The sequence below is a fragment of the Klebsiella sp. OBRC7 genome (assembly GCF_000293135.1).
In the GTDB taxonomy this organism is placed as follows: Bacteria; Pseudomonadota; Gammaproteobacteria; order Enterobacterales; family Enterobacteriaceae; genus Klebsiella; species Klebsiella michiganensis.
The window spans coordinates 84,278-104,770 of the sequence record NZ_ALNJ01000030.1 but is presented as its reverse complement, the minus strand read 5'-3'; the positions used below and the strand labels follow the sequence as shown (position 1 = coordinate 104,770).

Annotated in this window: 19 protein-coding genes; 14 read left to right on the top strand and 5 right to left on the bottom strand. The window is 40.7% G+C overall.

Features of this window, described 5'->3' with window-relative positions:
* Positions 1 to 18 precede the first annotated feature (18 nt).
* A complete protein-coding gene (locus tag HMPREF1144_RS08500) occupies positions 19 to 726 on the bottom strand; it encodes a hypothetical protein (protein WP_052544821.1) in 708 nt (235 codons plus the stop codon).
* Positions 727 to 2,154: 1,428 nt separating this feature from the next.
* On the opposite strand from HMPREF1144_RS08500, the gene HMPREF1144_RS08490 reads away from it, so the two are divergent.
* The 10 genes from HMPREF1144_RS08490 to HMPREF1144_RS08445 all read left to right on the top strand — a co-directional run bounded on the left by HMPREF1144_RS08490 (position 2,155) and on the right by HMPREF1144_RS08445 (position 11,632).
* Positions 2,155 to 2,523 (top strand): hypothetical protein, encoded by a 369-nt coding sequence (locus HMPREF1144_RS08490; RefSeq protein WP_009652482.1) that lies wholly within the window; start codon positions 2,155 to 2,157, stop codon positions 2,521 to 2,523.
* Positions 2,524 to 2,604: 81 nt separating this feature from the next.
* On the top strand, positions 2,605 to 2,925 hold the full coding sequence (locus HMPREF1144_RS08485) for a type IV conjugative transfer system protein TraL (protein ID WP_042927287.1): 321 nt from the start codon (positions 2,605 to 2,607) through the stop codon (positions 2,923 to 2,925).
* Positions 2,926 to 2,941: 16 nt separating this feature from the next.
* Complete coding sequence (locus tag HMPREF1144_RS08480) at positions 2,942 to 3,805, top strand: TraE/TraK family type IV conjugative transfer system protein (protein WP_009652413.1); 864 nt, start codon at positions 2,942 to 2,944, stop codon at positions 3,803 to 3,805.
* Position 3,806: 1 nt separating this feature from the next.
* Positions 3,807 to 4,964, top strand: coding sequence for a type-F conjugative transfer system secretin TraK (locus tag HMPREF1144_RS08475; protein WP_009652479.1), 1,158 nt, complete (start codon positions 3,807 to 3,809; stop codon positions 4,962 to 4,964).
* Positions 4,957 to 5,475, top strand: a complete 519-nt coding sequence (locus tag HMPREF1144_RS08470) for a hypothetical protein (RefSeq protein WP_223290585.1) — start codon at positions 4,957 to 4,959, stop codon at positions 5,473 to 5,475. Before HMPREF1144_RS08475 ends, HMPREF1144_RS08470 begins: the two co-directional genes overlap by 8 nt.
* Entirely contained in the window at positions 5,435 to 6,802 is a 1,368-nt protein-coding gene (locus HMPREF1144_RS08465; protein ID WP_170967394.1) for a TrbI/VirB10 family protein, read from the top strand. The genes HMPREF1144_RS08470 and HMPREF1144_RS08465 overlap by 41 nt, the downstream gene beginning before the upstream one ends.
* Before the next feature lie 2 nt (positions 6,803 to 6,804).
* Complete coding sequence (locus HMPREF1144_RS08460; protein ID WP_042927284.1) at positions 6,805 to 7,269, top strand: hypothetical protein; 465 nt, start codon at positions 6,805 to 6,807, stop codon at positions 7,267 to 7,269.
* Between the two features lies 1 nt (position 7,270).
* Positions 7,271 to 8,122, top strand: a complete 852-nt coding sequence (locus HMPREF1144_RS08455) for a hypothetical protein (protein ID WP_009652390.1) — start codon at positions 7,271 to 7,273, stop codon at positions 8,120 to 8,122.
* A gap of 138 nt (positions 8,123 to 8,260) precedes the next feature.
* The gene (locus HMPREF1144_RS08450) at positions 8,261 to 8,866 is read left to right on the top strand and encodes a TraV family lipoprotein (RefSeq protein ID WP_009652496.1); all 606 of its coding nucleotides are present in this window, start codon (positions 8,261 to 8,263) and stop codon (positions 8,864 to 8,866) included.
* Between the two features lie 48 nt (positions 8,867 to 8,914).
* Positions 8,915 to 11,632: a TraC family protein gene (locus tag HMPREF1144_RS08445; RefSeq protein ID WP_009652469.1), complete on the top strand. Its 2,718-nt coding sequence runs from the start codon at positions 8,915 to 8,917 to the stop codon at positions 11,630 to 11,632.
* Between the two features lie 28 nt (positions 11,633 to 11,660).
* Here HMPREF1144_RS08445 and HMPREF1144_RS08440 read toward each other — a convergent pair whose 3' ends face one another.
* From HMPREF1144_RS08440 to HMPREF1144_RS08425, 4 genes are read right to left on the bottom strand one after another with little or no spacing between them, the layout of a single operon-like run.
* The gene (locus HMPREF1144_RS08440; RefSeq protein ID WP_042927279.1) at positions 11,661 to 12,074 is read right to left on the bottom strand and encodes a hypothetical protein; all 414 of its coding nucleotides are present in this window, start codon (positions 12,072 to 12,074) and stop codon (positions 11,661 to 11,663) included.
* Positions 12,049 to 12,549 carry a hypothetical protein gene (locus HMPREF1144_RS08435; protein ID WP_042927276.1) on the bottom strand — a complete coding sequence of 167 codons (501 nt, stop codon included), beginning with the start codon at positions 12,547 to 12,549 and terminating at the stop codon, positions 12,049 to 12,051. Before HMPREF1144_RS08435 ends, HMPREF1144_RS08440 begins: the two co-directional genes overlap by 26 nt.
* Positions 12,536 to 13,252 (bottom strand): hypothetical protein, encoded by a 717-nt coding sequence (locus HMPREF1144_RS08430; protein ID WP_042927275.1) that lies wholly within the window; start codon positions 13,250 to 13,252, stop codon positions 12,536 to 12,538. The genes HMPREF1144_RS08435 and HMPREF1144_RS08430 overlap by 14 nt, the downstream gene beginning before the upstream one ends.
* Entirely contained in the window at positions 13,242 to 14,045 is an 804-nt protein-coding gene (locus HMPREF1144_RS08425) for a metallophosphoesterase (RefSeq protein WP_042927274.1), read from the bottom strand. The genes HMPREF1144_RS08430 and HMPREF1144_RS08425 overlap by 11 nt, the downstream gene beginning before the upstream one ends.
* Before the next feature lie 687 nt (positions 14,046 to 14,732).
* Between HMPREF1144_RS08425 and HMPREF1144_RS08420 the strand changes: the two genes are divergently transcribed.
* From HMPREF1144_RS08420 to HMPREF1144_RS08405, 4 genes are all read left to right on the top strand, one after another.
* Entirely contained in the window at positions 14,733 to 15,185 is a 453-nt protein-coding gene (locus tag HMPREF1144_RS08420; RefSeq protein ID WP_009652457.1) for a hypothetical protein, read from the top strand.
* Positions 15,175 to 15,570: a hypothetical protein gene (locus HMPREF1144_RS08415; RefSeq protein WP_009652393.1), complete on the top strand. Its 396-nt coding sequence runs from the start codon at positions 15,175 to 15,177 to the stop codon at positions 15,568 to 15,570. The genes HMPREF1144_RS08420 and HMPREF1144_RS08415 overlap by 11 nt, the downstream gene beginning before the upstream one ends.
* Positions 15,555 to 16,094, top strand: coding sequence for a hypothetical protein (locus tag HMPREF1144_RS08410; protein ID WP_052544819.1), 540 nt, complete (start codon positions 15,555 to 15,557; stop codon positions 16,092 to 16,094). The genes HMPREF1144_RS08415 and HMPREF1144_RS08410 overlap by 16 nt, the downstream gene beginning before the upstream one ends.
* Before the next feature lie 126 nt (positions 16,095 to 16,220).
* Positions 16,221 to 20,462: an Ig-like domain-containing protein gene (locus HMPREF1144_RS08405; protein ID WP_009652446.1), complete on the top strand. Its 4,242-nt coding sequence runs from the start codon at positions 16,221 to 16,223 to the stop codon at positions 20,460 to 20,462.
* Positions 20,463 to 20,493 lie beyond the last annotated feature (31 nt).

The window sequence follows — 20,493 nt, the reverse complement described above, 5'->3', positions numbered from 1 at the left end:
AAATTAGCCCTTAAATACTTAATAAGCATTATCTGACTGATTTACAGATGAGGAGCTTTTAACATCAGAAATAGAGAGTAATTTTACTTGTAAAATACTCATGTTATTGATCCAAAGCCTTTTGGTTGTATAGATCTTGGCATCGATGACATCACCTATTTTATACTGCGAAGGGTAGGTGTCATATAGAATAAAATGCCGGTGTTCAGGGGTTTCCATAAGGAGTGATGAAAATTTCTCTGTTGAGAATTTCCTCGTAAAAACGTCAATATGCTTCACGAAAAGAGTCACAGAAATAGTTACCCCAAGTTTTGCATTAAAAGGCATAACTAACCGACCGCCAGATGGTTTTGTTTTGTCGGCAGCAGGCAAAATATAACGATATTGGAGTCTTGTAGGAAAGTTACTTTTGTTAAGTGATGCATAGATAGATGAATAAAAGTCACCTTTATCTTGCTCCACGAATGCCAACCGTTCAACCAGATGTTTTTTCAAGCAAGTCTGCTCTACTGATTGATTGAAAGGTAGCTTCAGCCCGTGTAGTGCAGCCCATTCATAAACGGGATAAACTTTTTCAAGAGCCGGTGGTAATGACCCGATTCCAGAGCAGACCTGACAATTGATACCAGACCCTAAACAGTTGGGACATGGGCGATGTATATACATGTGACCATCAGAGTTAGGCTGATTATCTACGATGAAAATGTTATCTGTCGTTACCCACATAATTACCTCACCTGAAATATGTTCCAATCCTATCAGGAAAAATTTATCAGGTAAGGGGGTATTTTTTTTTCATTAGTTGATCGATGAAAGGGACTATGGCGCTTAAAGCCGAACATCCCTTTAGAGGTTAAAACTATCGTAAGTCAATTGAGCTTTAGACATGACATTGTATCTGTCATTTCGTTCCTAGAAGATACCTGATGATTTACCAAAGGTATGATGCTGACGTTGGAATTTAATACATTGATGATATGTTTTATATTTTTGGAAAAAATTTTAAAGACCCATTCCGAGTCCATCTTTTCAAAAATCTCTGATTCAGAGAGAATAGAGTTGCTAATAATGCGGCGGGTTTCATAGTTACAATGTCCGTCAATATTGCAACTCAGAACTAACACATTGTTATAAAGCGATATTTTTAGATTTAAACCCGCAACTTCAAGTAACCTCGTTTTCATGATTTTCCATTCACGTCCTGCATCAGAATGATCCTAAATTTACAATTTGAAACGCATTTATGGAAGAGGGTAATGTTGTAAATTTCACCAAAGATGGCAGATTATATTCCAGATTACATGCTGCAACCGTGTACATTTAGGTTAAAAAACTATAAAAATAGATTTAAACGATCAATTTCAATGATTTATATATATCACACTTTCTTCAATATTACTTCATTTTTCGTAACATTTTGAAGCATCTGCAGCCCAAACACCCCCATAATTATGGTAAACCACCAAATTTTGTAGTTTAGTAGCCTCTATAGGTTTGGCCGCTAAGGTGACCTTCTCAACTCGAAACCAACCGTCAAAAGTTACTTTCGTCAATGATAGCTAGATTTCATAACAACAGAAGTTCCAATCTCTTGCTTTATGTTTACTGCTCTCAACTAACCACACTCCTAACGACTATGTTGAGATTATGGACAAGTGTGTCCAAAAGTTACTTTTCCAAGGTAAGGATCTTAACCTGGCAGTATTCTTTTATGGCATAGAAGAATGAATAGTGATGAATTTGATAAAAGTGACTTTTGCATACGGTAAAGTTGAAGCTTGAGAATGAATCTAAAGGACATCTGGTGTGGTTTTGGTGAGTCATAATATGGGTAAAAGTGACTTTTATCAGCTGAAAATGTTGACAAAGAAACAGGGGAGATAGAACAGAATTATCAACAAATCCAAATTATTAACATATCTTTCATGAGGTTACGACATTTTAGACTATGTACTGCGCTCTAGTTCTGAATTTATAACACTATAGGAGATGCTCCTACTTCTATAAAAGTAACTTTTAAATGGATCTCATTTTTTGTTTTTTTTATAAAAAATATCATCCATATATTGAAATTTAAAATTATCTCCTAGGTATTCTGAAATGGCTGGTTAGTCACCAGATCACATAAACAATTTCAGTCTTCAGGAGTTAAACATGATCAACAAATCCATGGCTATGGCCCCGAAAGCAGTTTCTTTCACACTGTCCGAAGGTATGCGTAATCTGCTTAGCAATAAAATGTTCCAGGTATTTATCGCACTGATGTGTGCAGCTCTGTTCTCATCAATCGCGCTGGCTGGCGGTGATGACGGTGCTCTGGGTGAAATTTGGACCCAGTTGTCTGAAGCACTGAGCGGAGCGCCTGGTAAAGCGTTGGCAGCATGTATGCTGATCTCTGCTTTCTATTTCTCTATCGGTCGTCCGAACCCGGGCCTTGCTCTCGTTTCCTTCCTGATGATGATGATTTTGGCTAACGGCGAAAAGATCATCACTGGTTTCCTTGATGCAGGTGTAGCACTGTAAAAAATAAATTTTGCTAAACGGGCAAAACAATACTGAGGGGACGAAAGTCCCCTTTTTTTTACCTATACAATAGGGGTCATTATGAGCAATGGTACTGACACAATGGATAATTACACATACCGGTTTCCATTTAGAATTAATCTCCCTTTGTTAATTCTCTTCTTTGATGCGAAGCAAATAGGGGTCGTCATGGGGTTGCTTTCATTTGGTAATATTTTTGAATGCATGTCCATAGCAACATTTGCAGCAATCGGATATTGGATTGCATACGGCAAAGCTAAGGAGAGTGCGATCAGGGGGAGATTAAAACATAAGTTGTGGTGGAATGGCTTTCTACCGGGTAAATCCGTTTTCCAAAGTCGCTATTTTTCTGACCCCTTTATGAGAAGATTTTACAGCTAAAGTTCCCGGAGAAGTAATGAACGAAAAGAAAAAGTCACTTTTAGATTACGTCACGAGCTTCTTCTCGTTTAAACCTAAGAAGCTGGTTGCTGACAATGTAGTAGATGAAGAGAAAGATGATGGAAGACGTCAAAAGAACGAAAGCTATAGTACTGATAAAATACAACGCAGGAAAAGCATACTCAATGTTTCTGAGGAACTGAATTTACCTAAGAAAGGTAAAAAAACAGGTGCAGAACTGACATATTCCCAGTTAATTCAACGGGACAAGAAACTAATATTAAACAACCGTTTGTTGACTGTTATTGCTGGACTTCTTGTTGTTAAAGTGGTGTTTTTTTCTACGACGGAAGTGATTGCCATACCCCCAGATATGACCGAAGAAGTTTCTGTAGCAGGTGCCAAGGCTAGCGAGTCCTATAAAACACAATGGGGTCTGTTTATCGCCACCACTCTTGGAAACATTAACCCAAAAAATGTCACATTCGTAACGAACTATATTTTAAAAATGTTTCCGGCTGCAAAACAATCAGATTTAGAAGCTGAGCTTAAGAAAGCATCTGATTTGATGCTTGCAAGAAAAGTTGACCAAACTTTTATTCCGGAAGATGTCAACTTTTTGCCTGGTGACAATGTGCTGTATGTTTGGGGCACCCGTAAAACCAAATTTCTCAACGTATCAGATAAGGAACAATCTGAGCGTTGGACGTATGAGATGGTATTAAGTGTTAAAAGTGGTCGCCCAAGAATCCTGTACCTGAACCAATACTCCGGCACACCTAATATCAAGAAAGTAACCGTTAATGGGAAGGTATTGGAAACAGAGTTCACCGAAAATACCGACATGATCCAGCCACAAGATGAAGCAGAAGCCCAATAATATGAAAAGAAAACTCATAGGATTACTTATCACTTTAAACGTGCTTGCTCCAGCTGTTCATGCAGATGAAACATTTAATATTCCTGCTTCGGCAGTGAATACACAAGCTTTTGATGAACCGCCTGATTCCTCTGAAGCTATGAATATTGTGACCAATGCAGTGAAACAGGTCCCCGGTACGGTAACGAGTACTAATGCTATTCAACCGCCAATAAATACTAACCGGCCGACTACAAAGTTGCCAGCTGCTCCAGGGCTTTCCCCAGCTAGTGCTTCATCTCCTGCAGTTCGTTCTATGACGGATACATTGATGAATAATGCTCCAGCTGAAGGTCCAGGACAAAAAGCTGTTAATGAAGCAAAAAAACGCTATCAGCCAATGCAAAATGTCACTGTGCCGCCAGGCGGGAACATTGTCTTACCTGTGTCTCTTGGTTTGCAAAACCGGATCCAGACAACATTCAAAAATGTAAGTGTTTCAACAACTGCACCACCAGAAGATACGACCATCTATGTTGATGGAGGAAGTGTTTTTATTACGACGGAGAAAGACGCTCCGGTTGGAATAATGTTATCTGAAGAAGGGGTGCCTGCATCCACTTATAATTTGACCTTGATACCAATTGATGTTCCTGGCGCTATGATTCATGTCCAAACACAGTTAACCCAGAATATGGCTATCGAACGCGATCGCCATATTGCTGAAAACACGAACAAGGAACTTCTGGAGCAAGCTCAGTCCGGTGAACTTGATGAAAAATCGATCGCACAGGATGACCGTAAGCAACGTATCATTGATATTCTTTATCCCGTCGCTAACGGTGAAGTTCCTACCGGCTTCGCGCTTCAGCTTGATAAACTTTCTGTAATACCTACTAAGGAACGGACGCCTTGCAGTTTTAACTTTTATGCAAAACTGGGCCAACGGTTGGTCGGAGCTCGTGAACTTGTTGATGTAATTCTTGTTCAAAATAACTTGACTTATCCATCGGTTATTGATGACCAAAAATGTATTACTCCTGGAGTAATTGCCACTGCAATTTTTGATAAAGCATTCCTACAACCTGGTGAAAAAACGGAGCTGTATATACTTCGTGACAAGCTTTATCAGGAGCGTGAGTCTCGCGTAACTAAGCGGCCAAGTCTAATCAATGATTGATAAGAAAAGTTACTTTTCTAAGTTCAAATTGGCCATTTTGTTTAGTGTTGGTTTGGGTGTGGGTTTTTACATCGCTAACATTGAAAATGAACGCTCTCAGTTTGTACAAATTGTGCCCTCTGAATACAAATCGTTCGAATTCCAAAAAGCTGATTATGATGCTTTCAAAGTATATGACATAGACAATTTGCTCTCTGATGAGATTGACGATCGTGATGCTCATTTAATATCAGGGCAAAAAATACCCACTGAGAGCGATATCAGCCATTTCGAACCAGAAACTCATGAGCAGATTAAGGAGATATCTCAAACTGCACTGGAGAGCGAAAATCAGTTCTATGAGCATCTTGAAAACAACACATTCAAAAATTTACGGGCTGAGCCTCCTTACTCTGTTCCGCAAATAGATGAAAAGGTCAGATCATTGAGGGTAAAGAGATTTTTACCTCCCGGTAATAAAGGTCAACGTAATGAAAACATTGAAGCTGAAGGAATTGTGGGCAGAAAATAAAGCCATTCGTATGGCATTTTTGCTCATCGTCGCATTTGCTGCTCTTGTGATGGTGACCCTCACACTAATGGGGGGGGATGACTCAAGCAAGAAAACGAAAAAAATAAAGCCGGTTACTAATCTGCTTGATACATCTTCGGTTGAAAATATGGATGAAGAAGGGCAGAAGCGTTTTTTGCAGACAGTACAGATGCAAAACCGTAAAGACCAACAAAGTATGTTGGACCAGGTAAAGCAGATGGAAAAATACAAATCTGAGAATTCTGGTGAGATTAATGAGCTTAGAGGCCAGATTAAGCAGTTAACTCAACAGATTTCAGATATGCAGAATGGTAAAGGTCCGGCAAGCAACCGCAGCCTCGACAGTCGTGGCATTCAACAACCTACTGACAGCCAACAGCCCAATTCTGCATACCAACTTAATGGTAATGCTGCAGGTAATCGCAATCAGGAAATACCTGTTGCTGGTGGGATATCCCCTCAACGAAATCAACTGGTTCGCACCATTACAAGCAACAGCATTACCACGGCCAATAATGGTGTACTGGAAGTAACACCTATTGTTGAAAAGAACATTACAAATGCTAACCAAAAGAGAATAGTTAAATCAGGTTCACCTGCGTTAGCTGGTGATGGAACTAAACCCATAGATAGCAACGCAAAACACTCAAGACGTTCAGACGATCAGTATTTGCCAGCAACGTCACAGTTGTATGGAGTCTTGATTACTGGTGTTGAGGCCCCTACATCTCTGTCGTCGCAAGAAGAACCACTTGGAGTGACGTTCAGGGTAAAACGTGATGTGTTCCTGCCTAACAACTACAGAATGGATTTGCGTGACTGCAACCTTTTAGGCACAGCCCGGGGGGATATGGCTTCGGAGCGAGTCTATATCAGAACGACGAACCTTAGTTGCGTGAACTCTAAAGGAAAAAGCTTTGATATTAAACTGGAAGCATACGCCGTCAGTGAGATCGATGGTAAAGCAGGAATCAAAGGCACACTTATTTCCAGAAATGGTAATGCAATCATGGGGAGTGCTCTTGCCGGTGGTTTAAGCGCGCTTGCTCAAGGTTTGAGCCCAAGTAAGGTTAGTCAACTAAATATCGACCCCAACTCACAAGCTCAATATCAGGGACCAAATATTGGTGCGTTAAGTGCGGTCGGTGCGAGCGGTGCTGTATCAGGTGGACTGAATAAAATGGTCGATTGGTACACTCATATCATGGATCAGCAATGGCCGGTTGTTGAACTTTCCCCAGGAATCAACGCTACTTTTGTTGTTCTTAGCGGCGCGTCCATTCCAACAAACTTAGCGGCGAAATGACCATGACTGAACAGAATAATAAAGATGAACATAATGACGCGGACTTTGATAAAGATGTCAAAGAGAAAAAAAATCTGACATTTTCTGTATCATACGCTTTTGCAGAAAAGTCGCTAAAATTTTTCATTCTGGCTGCAATTATTTCTGGAATTGTTGTATTTCTCTGGAAACAAATAGATGGCAGATTTAGCCTATTTAATGAGCCCGTAAAAATCGCTGTGCTGAACCCTACAGCACTAAATGAACAATATCTAAAAGCACATAACGGCAATAATAACGATTATATACCCTATATCCGTAAGCTAATGGCGCTTTACCGTGCCAGAGACGTACTTGTCCTTGATATGAATTACGTGATAACCCGACCGTCATCTGTAAGTGAAATTTCTTACATTAGCGACACAGACGTTGAGAGTGAACTCGCTGAATATGGAATAAACCCGAAAATGTTTGAGGAAAAGCAGTAATATGAAAAAGTTACTTTTCAATTTACTCATTTTGATTGCATTACTAAACTCGTCATATTCATTCTCGAATGGTCAATACAATGCAGATGCTGCTGCATTAACCCGTTCAGCATCTGATAACGGTCTTGCTCTGAATCAGTCGACACGTGGTTTGGTAAACAAGCTAGGGGCCTACCAGGCGAAGGATGCAATCTACTTGCCTACTGGTGGACTTTTCTTATTTGAAGATCAACGAAGTGGTTTGACGATTGTTACAACAACAGGTCGTTACTCATTTTCCGAAGGTAAAGCCTATGACGTAATCCGCAAGACTCAGATTCAGACAATTGCTGATATCAGGAAAAGTTACTTTTTACCGATGAGTGAAGCACCGTTCAGAACTGAGGATTCCTTTACCATACAGTTTGGGAACCCCTCACTAAAACGTCAGGCAGTGATATTTATTACACTGGACTGTGCGGATTGTGTTGCTTTCCTCGGAAAAATGAATGAAATAAAAAAAGATGTGCGTTTTGACATTGTAATTCTACCGAGTCCAGGAGGGGCTGCAAAGAGAGTCAAGCAGATGTGGTGTTCTGTTAAAGCCGGTAAAGTAACTAATTACGATATACTACAGTCATTATTAGGTAAAACAAACGATATTAATACTCGTCTTATTCCACATGAAAGCCTGACTGACTGCTCTGTAGAACCGATCATAACAGGTTTATATCTTGCATCTATTTATAACGTTCAAGGCACACCGTCTGTTGTTCGCGAAGATGGGCTTTTAGGAAATGGGATACCCACAGACTTTAAAGCCTGGTTGAAAGTGAATTTACAACCTTTGCTGCAAAACCCATTTGATAAATAAAGGTCATATATGAAAAATTTCATAAAACTCATCATGTCAGTTGCTGCAGTCTCAACCCTATCTGGTTGCATCGGACAATCTGAAAGTTCCTGTCCCGGCATTGAGGAGGGGGTACTGTGCATGGGTCCTAGGGCTATTATGGAAGCAACCAACAATCATGACGATCTCAAATATTTAAAGAAGGAAGGTGATGTGGGAAAGCAGGATATTGCGGATAGTCAGTATCCAACTACATTAACACCTCCGCCAGGCGTGCAGTACCCTAAGAAACCTGTTGTGAATACTGGGCCAAAGCCGTTATTTTCAGGCACTCCGCAGCCGGTTAAACCACTTACAACCGCAAGTTATGTTTCTCAGCAACATGTTCCGGCGGGTAAAGGGTTGTATTCAGAGTTTGATGGTAAGCCTGTTAACCCAACACTTAGCGCTTATCAAGAACGTCAGTACCAGGTGCAGGGCACCAAACAAGCAGTGATTGCGCCAGAGCCTCTGGCTGTGTTGCGACAAGGCAAGGTTATGCGTGTTCTTATCGCACCCTACACTGACGATAACGACGCGTTAAACCTACCTGGTTATGTATATGTCAATGTCAAACCACAAACATGGGTCGCTGGAGATTCAGCACTGAAAAATCCCGCCCGAATAGTTCCTTTGGAAGTTCAGGATCGTGCTCGCGATAACATGCAGCAGCAGCAACGCAGCGCTAAAGGTGTAACGGCTGCTGGAGTCACCGGCTCATTCTAGCTCGTTCCATGAAGAAATGAATAGCACCACGGAATGTAAGGTAAACGTATGAACAATTCTCGTCTTGCAAAAGAACTGGAAAGATTAAATCTTGGAAACTTCATTCCTGTAGTGGACAGAATGGTAGACGTTCCATATTTTTTACTGGAAGAAAATGCAGTGGGCATGTTTTTCATTTGTAACCCATCACCAGGATTATATGACAACCAACAAAACCTGATGACTGATTTGTTTAAAATGGATTTCCCTGCTGAGTCCATTATGCAGATGTCGTTGGTAGCATTGCCTGATATTAATACATCACTTTCACGTTGGTTGCGTCGTCGCGGTAATCGAATGGGAGGTCGCGACAATGAAAAAGCAGACCTGTTGACCGTATATTCACTTGATTATCTTTCTAAGAGTCAGTATGACCCATTGAAAGTTGCTGATGGTGTAAAAATTACCCATGCCGATGATTTAAAACTCAGGAATTTTGAGCTTTGGATAACTGTCAGAATACCAATCAATAGTTTTGTGCCAAACGAATCAGAATCAATTAGGCTGGATGCAATTTATAAAGATTTACTGGCTAAATTGAAAGGACTTAGTCTATCACCGGTTACTGGTGATGCTGATATGTGGTTGTACAGCGTTGATAAAGTTATTAACCCTGGAAAAGATGCTCGCTGGAAGTATGGTGGACTGGAATCTAACTCTCTGCAACCATTAAATCAGCAGGTAAACGTTCCGGGAAGAAAGTTTGAAGTAGGTGAAGATTATTTCGCTTCACTTACTGCTGATGGCGAAGAAACAGCTCAGCGATATTTTAAACACCTGTCTATGACAAAGTTCCCTGAGTATGTAAATTTTGGGGCTATATATGAATTAGTTGTTGACTGGATGACAGGAAGCAAAACTATATTCTCACCGTTTATAATTAATTTCTGTATTCAGTTCCCGTATCAAAAGAAAATTCAAAAAGAGTATCTGCGTTATAAAGCAATCACAGATAACCAATCTAAAATCCCGATCGTGTTAAAATATCTTCCACGTCTTGCTGATATGGATAAAGATTATTCGGCATTAACCAGAGAGTTAGAGGACAAAGCAAAATTATTAAGAACCTACATGACATTTATTGTTATGGATAACACTTTGGATAGAGTCAAGGTTGCTGCGAAAAGCCTTATAAGTTACTACAGTGAAAAAAAAATCACTGTCGTTGACGATAGTTATATTTGCTTTTCCGGTGTCATGTCAGCCTTACCTCTCTGCAATGACCCTGCCACATTCAGAGATATGGATCGTGGTGACGTCATGACAAATACGGGGGCAGCTCATTTAGCTCCAATTTTTGGTCCATGGAAAGGCAACACACAAAACCCGGTCATACCATTTGTCACTCGTGAAGGGCAATTGGTTATGATTGATATATTTGAGACTTCTGCATCTTATAATGTCTGCGTTGGTGCAACATCGGGAGCGGGAAAATCATTTGCAGCTAACAATATCATTCTTAACTATCTGTGTTCAGGTGAACATATAAATCCGTTGTATCATTTCGATGATATTAGAGAACAGCTTACAAACGATAAGTTTTCCCCTCCACTTGATTTAAGAGGTAAATTTAATGCCTCGGCTGATGGTGCCCAGGTTTTTGTAGTGGATATCGGACGTTCCTACCAGGGGCTTGCTGAGCAGTTCGAGGACTCCCAGTTTATTGACTTCGGTGTTGATGCTACATTTTCACTTAATCCTTTTGCCTTCATGGTAAAAAAATATTCTGCCGAGGTATCACTGGATGGAGTAACGGGAAAATCAGAGGACTCCAATAAGGAATCAGACCTTATATCTCAGACCATCATGGTTCTAAACCAAATAAAGCTGATGGCTTCGAGCAGCGGCAACATAAGCGATTACCAGGAAGCTGAAATGCTTCGCCTTATTATCGAAGAAGCGCAGAAGCCGGAGGATGATTATCTTCCATCAGTCACTGGCTTTGCAAAAAAATGCAAGAATCATGATAAACAAGAAATTAAAGATATTGGCGTTCAACTTGGTCCATGGTGTGAAGGTGGCATTTACGGTAGAAGGTTTACAACATCATTGCCACCAATTGATTTTGATAGTCGCTTTATTGTTCTTGAGCTGGAAGAGCTCAAACCTACACCACATCTTCAGTGGGTTGTGTTGATGTCAATAATCCAGGCTGCACAGCATGCCATGTTTATTAAGAAAGATGGGCGACGCCGTCTGTTTATCCTGGATGAAGCCTGGGAATACATTGGGGAAAGTAATGGTGATGATGCAGCTGTTTCATTCTTTACTAAATTCCTCGAAGCTGCATGGCGTCGTTTCCGTAAAACTAACTGTGCAGGAATCTGTATTACACAGAGTTTTGAAGACTTCTACAAGTCACCAATCGGAATTGCAATCGCGAACAACTCGCCATGGAAGTTCATCATGAAGCAATCTCCGGAAGCGATCGATTCAATGCAAAAGAACAAATATATCTCTGCAACAGCATCTGAATATGAAAGAATGAAGTTGATAAGAACTGAAAAATTTGTTTTTTCTGAAATCATGATTCGTTTCGAAAACGTACAGCAGATAGTACGTCTATATGTAGACCGTAAAATGGAACTTTGCTTTACTACAGACCCTGCTGACAGGCGTAAAATCTGGAGTCTTATTGAGGACGGATTTACCTACGCAGAGGCTATCGACAGAGTGTATGAACAGGAACAAATTCAATTAGGGCTTTCCAAAAAATTAGTTGCATAAATGAATATAGGGGCTAACGCCCCTTTATTCATTGGATATTTACGCGTTCAGACATTACCGGCCTCAATTCTACAATGACTTTATCCTGTGATTCATCAATGTTAACGCCCAACGGATATTCTCCCGGAAGGGCACTTGTGACGACAACGGGGGGGTTATTCGTAAAGGCTCTCTCAGGCGTTGGAGCTGGTTTGTATATCATGAGGGCAACGTTCCGGTAGTCCTTATATGAGATACCAAATGTTCTTCCTTCCTGTGTATCTGGTATTTCTACTTTCACAGGAGTTACCCCTATTTTTTGTTTTGTGACAACGTTAATGATTATTGCCCCAGGAGGATTCGTATCTATAGTGTAGGAAAAGGCCCATGTAATCCCAGTTGTAAAAAATAAAGTGAATAGAGCGAAACAAGAATTTTTAATCCCACTGGCTATAAATAACATTAACATACTCCTCATATTTTTTAGTTGAAGTAAGCTTAAACCGCATCGCCACTTCTACAGGAACGGCCATTTTTTTGTTCTCACTAGATAAACCATTGAACTTTTTGCTTACAAAAACCATTTTAATATCATCTGTATAGCACAATCCTAATAATGCGATATTCGGGACCATAAATGTACTGACCGATGATGGTGGAACTATAATTTCATTCTGAGATTCATATCCACAACGATTCCCATATAAAGCGAGTTTATCAATCATCATAAACTCATTATATCCATTATCTATAATTACATATACTTCTAAACCTGCATTCACTACGTGAACCGTGTATTTAGCTGTAAGTTTACCCGGTACATCGATGGTTTTAACAGGTGTGTAGCTTATCGCAGGTAGATTCCTGTGCCAATCTAAAGGCTGCTGACAAGCAGAAAGTAGCAATGTTACAAATAGAATTAAGCTATTTTTTAACATGAGTCACCCCGGTGGCTTTTATTATAATATTTTCGTTAGGGTAGGCAATAAGGTTCTTTGTGAAATACTGTGAACCTCCTAACATCCCATTTCTCGAAATTATATACACCTCTTTGTCGAGATTTATTGATGTAAACCTGCTAACGTTTACATTAGAAAATCCACTTTTAATTTTACTGACTTCATCAAAATTAGATACACTGTTTACAACATCATTATTAGTAATTCGAATAAATTCAGGCGAGTCCTTATAGGTGATAATAATGGACTCTTTAGCTGCATTTATTTCTTTACCCGTCACAACTGTTAGAACTTTAGGTTTCTTCTTCCCAACCATATAAACTACTGGAATGAAATCGTAAAATTTCACACCCTCATTAATACGGAGAACTACGTCACTTCCAGGCTCAACCCACACAAAATTTTTACCTATTGATGCAATGGTACCATGTCCATTTTTTGCGGCAATTGAAAAATCAATGTCTGGGAATGTTAACATTAATGGTGTGATGACCGTTTCATTTGTGATTCTTATGAATTTTGTTTTTTCATCTTTACTTTTGAAATACCCTACCTTAGAATTTAACATATTGTTATTTTGCTCTACATGGATATCAGCACTAAGATAAATTTGTGAATCAGCTAGAACATAAGTCGCAGGCATCAGTAAGCATAGCAGGCAGGATACTATTTTAAACTTCATATAAACGCCCCAGTTCTGTATCCGTGATATCAAGAATTCTTATTTTAAAATCCAAAGGAGCAGAGGATAAACCATTCCAGTCATTAGGGAAGAGGCAAGTGATTTGTTTATTAATCACTGCGTTAGACCTTTGTCCATATGCAATTTCTTTAGGCTGGTGCGCACCTAACACTACAAGCGAAACGTTGTCTATTACTTTGCCAGAATCAAGAAAATAGCGACTCCTGGTGATATTAGTTGCCATAATGCGCAGTTTTTGACTGTCCATTTTGTTTAGGGTATCTATTATGTCTTTCCATTCCCTTCCATCCTGGGGGATATCAGACGAACCAATTATGTAAATACCGTGCTTTGTTTTTACATTAATAACCAATGGGTAGTCTATTTTGTATATGTCACGTTCAAGTAAGATTTGATCATATTGATCATGCCATTTACCGCCCAAACTTCTCCAGTGTTTACGAGTATGCGTGTCTGGATAATAGCGCAGGCTTTTATTGTTTTTTTGAGTTATAGCATCAGTCATGAGAAGCTCATGAAAGCCCACTACTGAAAAAACATGGACTTTTTGGTCGCCAATTTTTCTTTGTACAATTGACTTCAAAAGACTCTTAGCAGATGGTCCCCAGTCAAAAAGGTTACCGGTAGTTATAATAACGAGTTCGTCGCTAACAGCTGTCAAGCGTGACAACCCTGTGCGAAGTAATTCAAAGTGACCATACAGATCACTTACTATAAGAATACGTCCGTTAAAGTTAGTCAGGTCAATGTTTAAATTTGAAAGAATAGTCATTTTTCACCTCACCTTGATCATACCTTCAAACATACAGATATGAGCTGGCTATGGAGGCAAAATGCTATTTTTGCCGTATTTTTTTTAAGAATCTGTAAGGTTATGGTGAAACAGACTTTTTTGACTGTATAAGATTAACATTTCTTTGTACGATGTTGCGGGGCAGAAATGGCATATGCCTCAAAACTGGTCAGACCTTAGGTTCGATTTTACACGGAGTATATACTCTAATGATTCATAACAAAAAGTTGGCTAAGCTATAAGGTCTAAGCCTGATGTTCGAGTTTTAAGATATGAAGACAATGATTTAACGTATTGTTTTTAATGGATAAGTACAAGCAGGGTGAATTTATCACAATCCTTGTCCCTAATGTGACCTAATTCCTATTGCTTCTGATAAAAGTTACTTTTAAACCGTCAGAAAAGTGGCTATTGATTGATGATTTTGCAGAACAAGTGAATAATATAGCCCCTTTTGTTGTCCTTGCTGCGTAACGTGGGATCTCCACGACGGAGCTGGTCGATGAAAGCGAAAATCCGTAGCTTACATGTTAAGCTAAGATTAGATATATCTATGCAGCCACTGCGAATACAAGTTTTTTTATCGTTCTGGCTAAAGTAGGACCGGTTTGTTTTTGGTATGATTTTAGCGACATACTTCCCATCAAAGCACATGAGTAACTACAGATGACAGATGGCATGATTTACCATGGGGTAAGAAAGCATGAACTACTCAGAATTATCGAGCGTTCTGGCTTAACCTTCGAAGAAGCACCAAATACTTTTGGCTTTGCTGAAACCTCCCATAATCCACTTTCTTTGATTCTGGATGGTTACTTTATTCAGATTACTCCTATGGCCCGCGAAGATCACAACTGGGAAATAGCGCCGGTCGACACTGTTATTTTATCTATTATTATTCCACCTTCTCTTGATGAAGACCTGGATGAAAACACCATGACGATTATGTCTGATTGCGGAGTTGCTGAGTTTGAGCTTGAGGATGCCGGGACAAGGATTAACAGGCTGATAACATTTGTCGGTGGAGCAACGGCAGGCAATTTCTTACATCAACTCAGGCTTCTTTACATTACGGCCTGCCAAACTCAAGGGGGGTTTGAAGATAACGATGAAACTTAATTTAAAAAAAGTTAGTTTATTCGTATTACCTATTATTTGCCTGGCTTTATTTTATTCACTACTGATGGGCGAGCAGAGCCTGTTAAGCTTTAAACAAAAATCGGTACGCGCTTTAAGCCTTTCTGGAGATGAAACCAGTTTAAACTTTCAGATAGTTGATAATAAAACAATTCTTATTAACAACATACCAGCAGTTGTAAAAAGCGAGTACACTAAAAAACTAACTACTGAAGAGCTCCCATCCGGAGCACCTTCGGGGAGCTATCTAATACTGGAAACTAATTCATATATTATTGCCATGAAGCGTTCTGGTGAAAACACATACATTGGACTTATTAAAAACTTAGTAAACGAAGGTGAAAAAAATATATGGTGGAAGATCTAACAAAAGATTCATCGTCGCTGTTGCAATACAGAAACGAGAAGGTATTTAACTCCGGAAAAGCTGCGCTTGAACTCAATACTTCAGCTTCCAATGGTGACGTTAACCTGATACTTACCGGTCCATCGCCAGAAAAGTCTGGTTCTTTTGACTGGACAGGTAGTAAATGCATTTCAACAAAGCTTAGTGACGATGAAGTCATAACTTTATGCATGGCATTTCTTCACCTTACTCCAGAAGCAGCGCTTAAAGATAAGAAAACCATGCATCATGGGAAGAGAGTCTACAAAAACATAAAAGTAACTTTTGACGGAAAACTAACAGCTATACTGGAAGGTGGGGTTCTTGCCATAAACAAGACTGAAAGTGGAGTCAATTTCGTACATAAAATTAGTATCGAACCTTCAGCTTGCCTTAGGTTAGGACTTTTCCTCCTGTCAGTCATTCAATCAAGAAATCCTGGCCTACCGTCCGATACGATACTGACGTGCATGCGTCTAAATGCAAGCGCTCGATCCCAAAAGTAACTTTTACCTGACGGCAAACGCGTTTTGCGAAATTTTAAAAAAAACACTTCACGTAATTCGGTAAATACACTCTCCTCATAAGATACAGTAGGTGCAACTATGGCATAACTACGTACAGAGCTTCCCATGACTAAAATTAATAAAATCTCATTGCTGATGTTCTGTTCTGTGTTCAGTGCTGTTTCTAACGCAGAATCTATCATGGTTTCCGGGACCTTAGAGACCGCCTTACCTGATGTCAAATTTTCGACATCACCACAAGTAAATACAGCGTTTGTAAAAGAAAATACGGTAACTGCCATACCAGTCTCGGATGGCTGCGATGTATCCTCTGACCCTAATGTCAAAAGCACGGCTGGAAGCCTGAAATGTGTTTTCGAGTGGTTACCCAATAACTCCGGTATGCCGGTTGCCAATGGTTTTTCGCTCAAGGGGTTCCCCGCAATTGCAGGTGACATTAAATTGCCCTGGCAGATCGCCTACTACTCAGGCTCAGAAAGAGAAAAAGTGATTGTTCGTGAAGGGGAGTACATATTTAAGACTGTGGAACCCGTAGCCCCCGTTTTTTCAAGTATTAAAGGGTCAATGAGTAACGGCACCTCGGGCTCAACGCTGATTTCATACATAAAGAATGAAACTCTCTCAAATATTGAGATCTCTGTGGAGCCCCGCGATTACGATATGGTTGCTTCTGTCGGTTCCGGAACTTCATGTGCTATCGCGGCTGGCGCATCCAAATGCTCTATCACGACTGGAAGTGTAGGTATCAGTGACGGCAGTACCGATTTCGGCAGCCGGGATGTTGCCATAACACTGAACTCGGCTAATAACTTTTTTTCCCCACCTATCGCAGCTAATGTGAGACTAAGCTGGGATTACCGTGCTCCGGCAGTCGATAGCACTTTCTGGAACGTATCTAAAGAAGCTCGGGCTTTTAAAGTAGGTGATAAAGACATTTTTGTCGGTCCGAAAACAATCGCTGTTGCTGTCTCGGTTCCAGCAAAGTCTAGTACCGGTGACTGGTGGAAACCAGCGGCAATGTCGCTGACATTAGCTCCTGATGGTGGTTTTTCGCCAACCACAAAAGTTACTTTGGACGATGGTACTGAACTCAATTTTAACAAAATCTGGTCTACTCCTTCCCGGAGAACTCTGCAGCCAGTTGCTGGGTATCAGGAAGTTGCCGGGAAATATGTCTATTTCTTTGATATAAGCGATCTTGCCAGTGCGTCGTATATTGCGACTTTCTCTGTCGCAAACACAGCCGGAAACGACTCAAGTTATACAGAACCGGATTCGAAATTAGTACTTTCTGATGAGCCAACAGTTACTGTCTACAAGGAAGGTGCGGAGCTCGTTAAGCGGGATCAAGTCTATTTTCTGAATGAAATCGTTATTGCAGCCTTCCAAGGCGAAGAGGGCGTGGCCGATATAAAAAGCGTTGCTATTGATAATGTCATGGCCTCATACAGCCCAACTAATGTGAAAGGCATATATCGTTTAAATCAGATGACGTCACTGGAAACAAACAAAGTACATACTTTGACAATTGTAGCTGAAAACGTTAATGGAATATCTAAAACCTATTCGATTGATTTCACCTACATGCCGATGACCTTCACCCTGAAGTCCATCGACTCAGCATCCACAATTTACAGTTACGTACGTCCCTATACGTCCCTGGTCACTCAACAATCAGGAAATACCTGCAAAATATTCTCTACTGAGGAAGATGCTCAGGCTCTGCTTGGTCAGTTCGGCAATGGGATTTACGCTACTGCCTGTTATGTACAGTGGAACAACGTTCCTGCGGGTATGGAGTTTTACTCTAAATCTAAAGTGCCTGGCCTGACGGGTTACTTCTCTAAAGTTGGGGATAACATCCTTGATTACAACGTTTATGTGATAAACACAAAAGGCTCAAAAGCTCTTGCAGCTCATAACCGTAAAACGATCCCGGCAGTAGAACCTTTCGCGCCCGAGATTTCTTACAAGTTAAGTAAAACGGTTAGTACCTTAGGAAAAAATACCGCTCTGGTCTATATCTCTGGAGGCGATGCGGCAAAAGTTCTGGCGAAGTCGGTACCGGCCAACATTGTCTTGACGTCTAAGGTTGAGGGTCAGGATCCGGAAACGACGACTTATAAGAACAAATCGAGTGGTGACACGCCTGTAACTTATTCCGAGCGAATTAAAGTTCCAGCAGCTCCATTATGGACACAAACCAACGTCAACATTGATGTTGCCTATGAGAACGAACCGAGTATTAAGTCCTCCAGTATTCTCAAAGTGTATACCGTTCCTAACTTCAGCATTCGTGCTTACATGAAGGTAGAAGAGCGTAAGTCGGCAACGAGCCTCAAAGTGCCTGTGTCGGTTAACATTGGTCAATGGAATAACAGCTGTAGTTGTACTCTATACGACGAAAAAACAATGGGTAACTGGGATGTAGTGGTTTACAAAGTTACTTCAAAATGGGTGACAGATGCTGAAACTGGTAAAGATTATTCCGTTTCTGAACGAACTCCATTGACCGGCAAGCTGGCAGTCAATTCAGAGGGGATTGCAGCTGGTGAGCTTAACATGGATGATCTGACTCTGGGTAGCCACCGGATTATTGCTGTAGCAACAGTAAGGAGCCCGTTTGATGACTTTGAGCTCAAACGTGAAACGTCCACAACAAGTATCCGGGTCTATAAAGGCGCTGACCTTGAAGGTGGTCTTTCTAAATCGCTTATTGTTGGCCGTGTACCACTTTCGGCAATGGTCTCTTTCAGAACAAAAAGTACTGATGATTATGATTCACTTAGCCCGACTGAATGGCAGATCTCCAGTAACAATGGATCTACATGGAGTACTCTTGAGGATATGACTGGTCTTCGCAGTGTCAGTATCAAACAAAAAGAGGTGGGCAAGTGGCTCTATCGCGCAAAATTAACGAACAAATACACGGGTAAAACGTCATATACCGATAATCTCACTGTGGTCGCATACAGAGAACCTAAGCCAGTTATAACGGTAGGTAAGGTGCTTGAGGGGCACAGTATCCCTGTAACGCTGACCGACAACAATGAAGAAATCAAAGGTAGTGCTGTAGACGTGCAATGGTCTGAGGATGGCGAAGATTGGACTGAAGGGGGTGTAAAATACACGATCACCTCCTCGGAGGTTCCGAAGTATATTTTTGCGAAGGTCCGATATACCGAAACCGATGAAATGGCCGGTACATCCGCGTGGAAAGAAACACGAGCTCGTGTAACCGTCATTAAGCACAAGAAATTGTCAGTAAAGGTTGAGGGTAACGCGCAAGTAGAGGTTGGCAAAAAAGTAACTTTGCAGGGAACTTACACGAACCCAAATACTGAGTACTCATCTGATGCTGAGGTTTTAGAGGAGTGGATACTGCCTGATGGGAGCGTTAAGAAGGGCGGGCTTCTCGATACAGTGCTAACCGAAGATATGCTTGATGCACGTGGTTACGCTGCGTTTACCTATCAGGCATACATGCCAGAGGCTAAGGAAAGGACATTAGCGAAGCGAACGATTAGTGTGAAATCATGGGTATATAAATTCCCTGAGCCTCGCCTTAATACAAAGCTCAAATACACAATGATCCCATCCGAATTGGCAGTATCGGTAACCGGAGTGGATGTTACCTATCCAGGTGTAGTTTTCACTGAGGACTGGCAATACAACAAAGATGTCATGACACTTGATAGTGACACTAATGGGAAAAAAGTGTTCCAGGTGTTCAAGTCAGGGACGCATACACTAACCTATGTTCTGAAAGATAACCGTAATAATGAGGCAAGGGTTGAATATACTTTCGTTGTAAACGAACAGAACCCAATGGAGATTACGGTTAACCCCAAATATTCAAACAAGTTCATGAGGGCACCATTAGATCTATCTATGAGGTCGAGTGTAAAACTAGCTCACTCAGCCGACAGCATTGATAATGTCTCCTTTAAGCTGAATGGCAAAGCTGTAGATGGAGGAAAAAACTACTGGTCCCAGACATTTGAGAACATTATGGAGGGCAGCTACAAGCTTGAAATGGATGTTGTCAGTACGCAGGGCCAGAGAGGGAGTGTAACGGTCGACTTTGACGTGATACCTAACACACCACCGAATTGTAGCCTGACTTATACAGAAACACCGCTGAGCTGGGCTTTTACGGCTAAATGTAATGACCCGGATGGAAAGATATCCAGTTATGTATGGAAGGTTAATGACCAGGTTCGCGGCGTTTTTGGTAGCACAGCTACACTGTCAAAGTCACAAAACAAAGGTAAGCTGGTGGTATCAATCACTGCTTATGATGACAGTGGTGATACGGCAACAAGTTTTATCACACTAAATAACTGACATCATACCAAACCATATACTGCCTATAGCC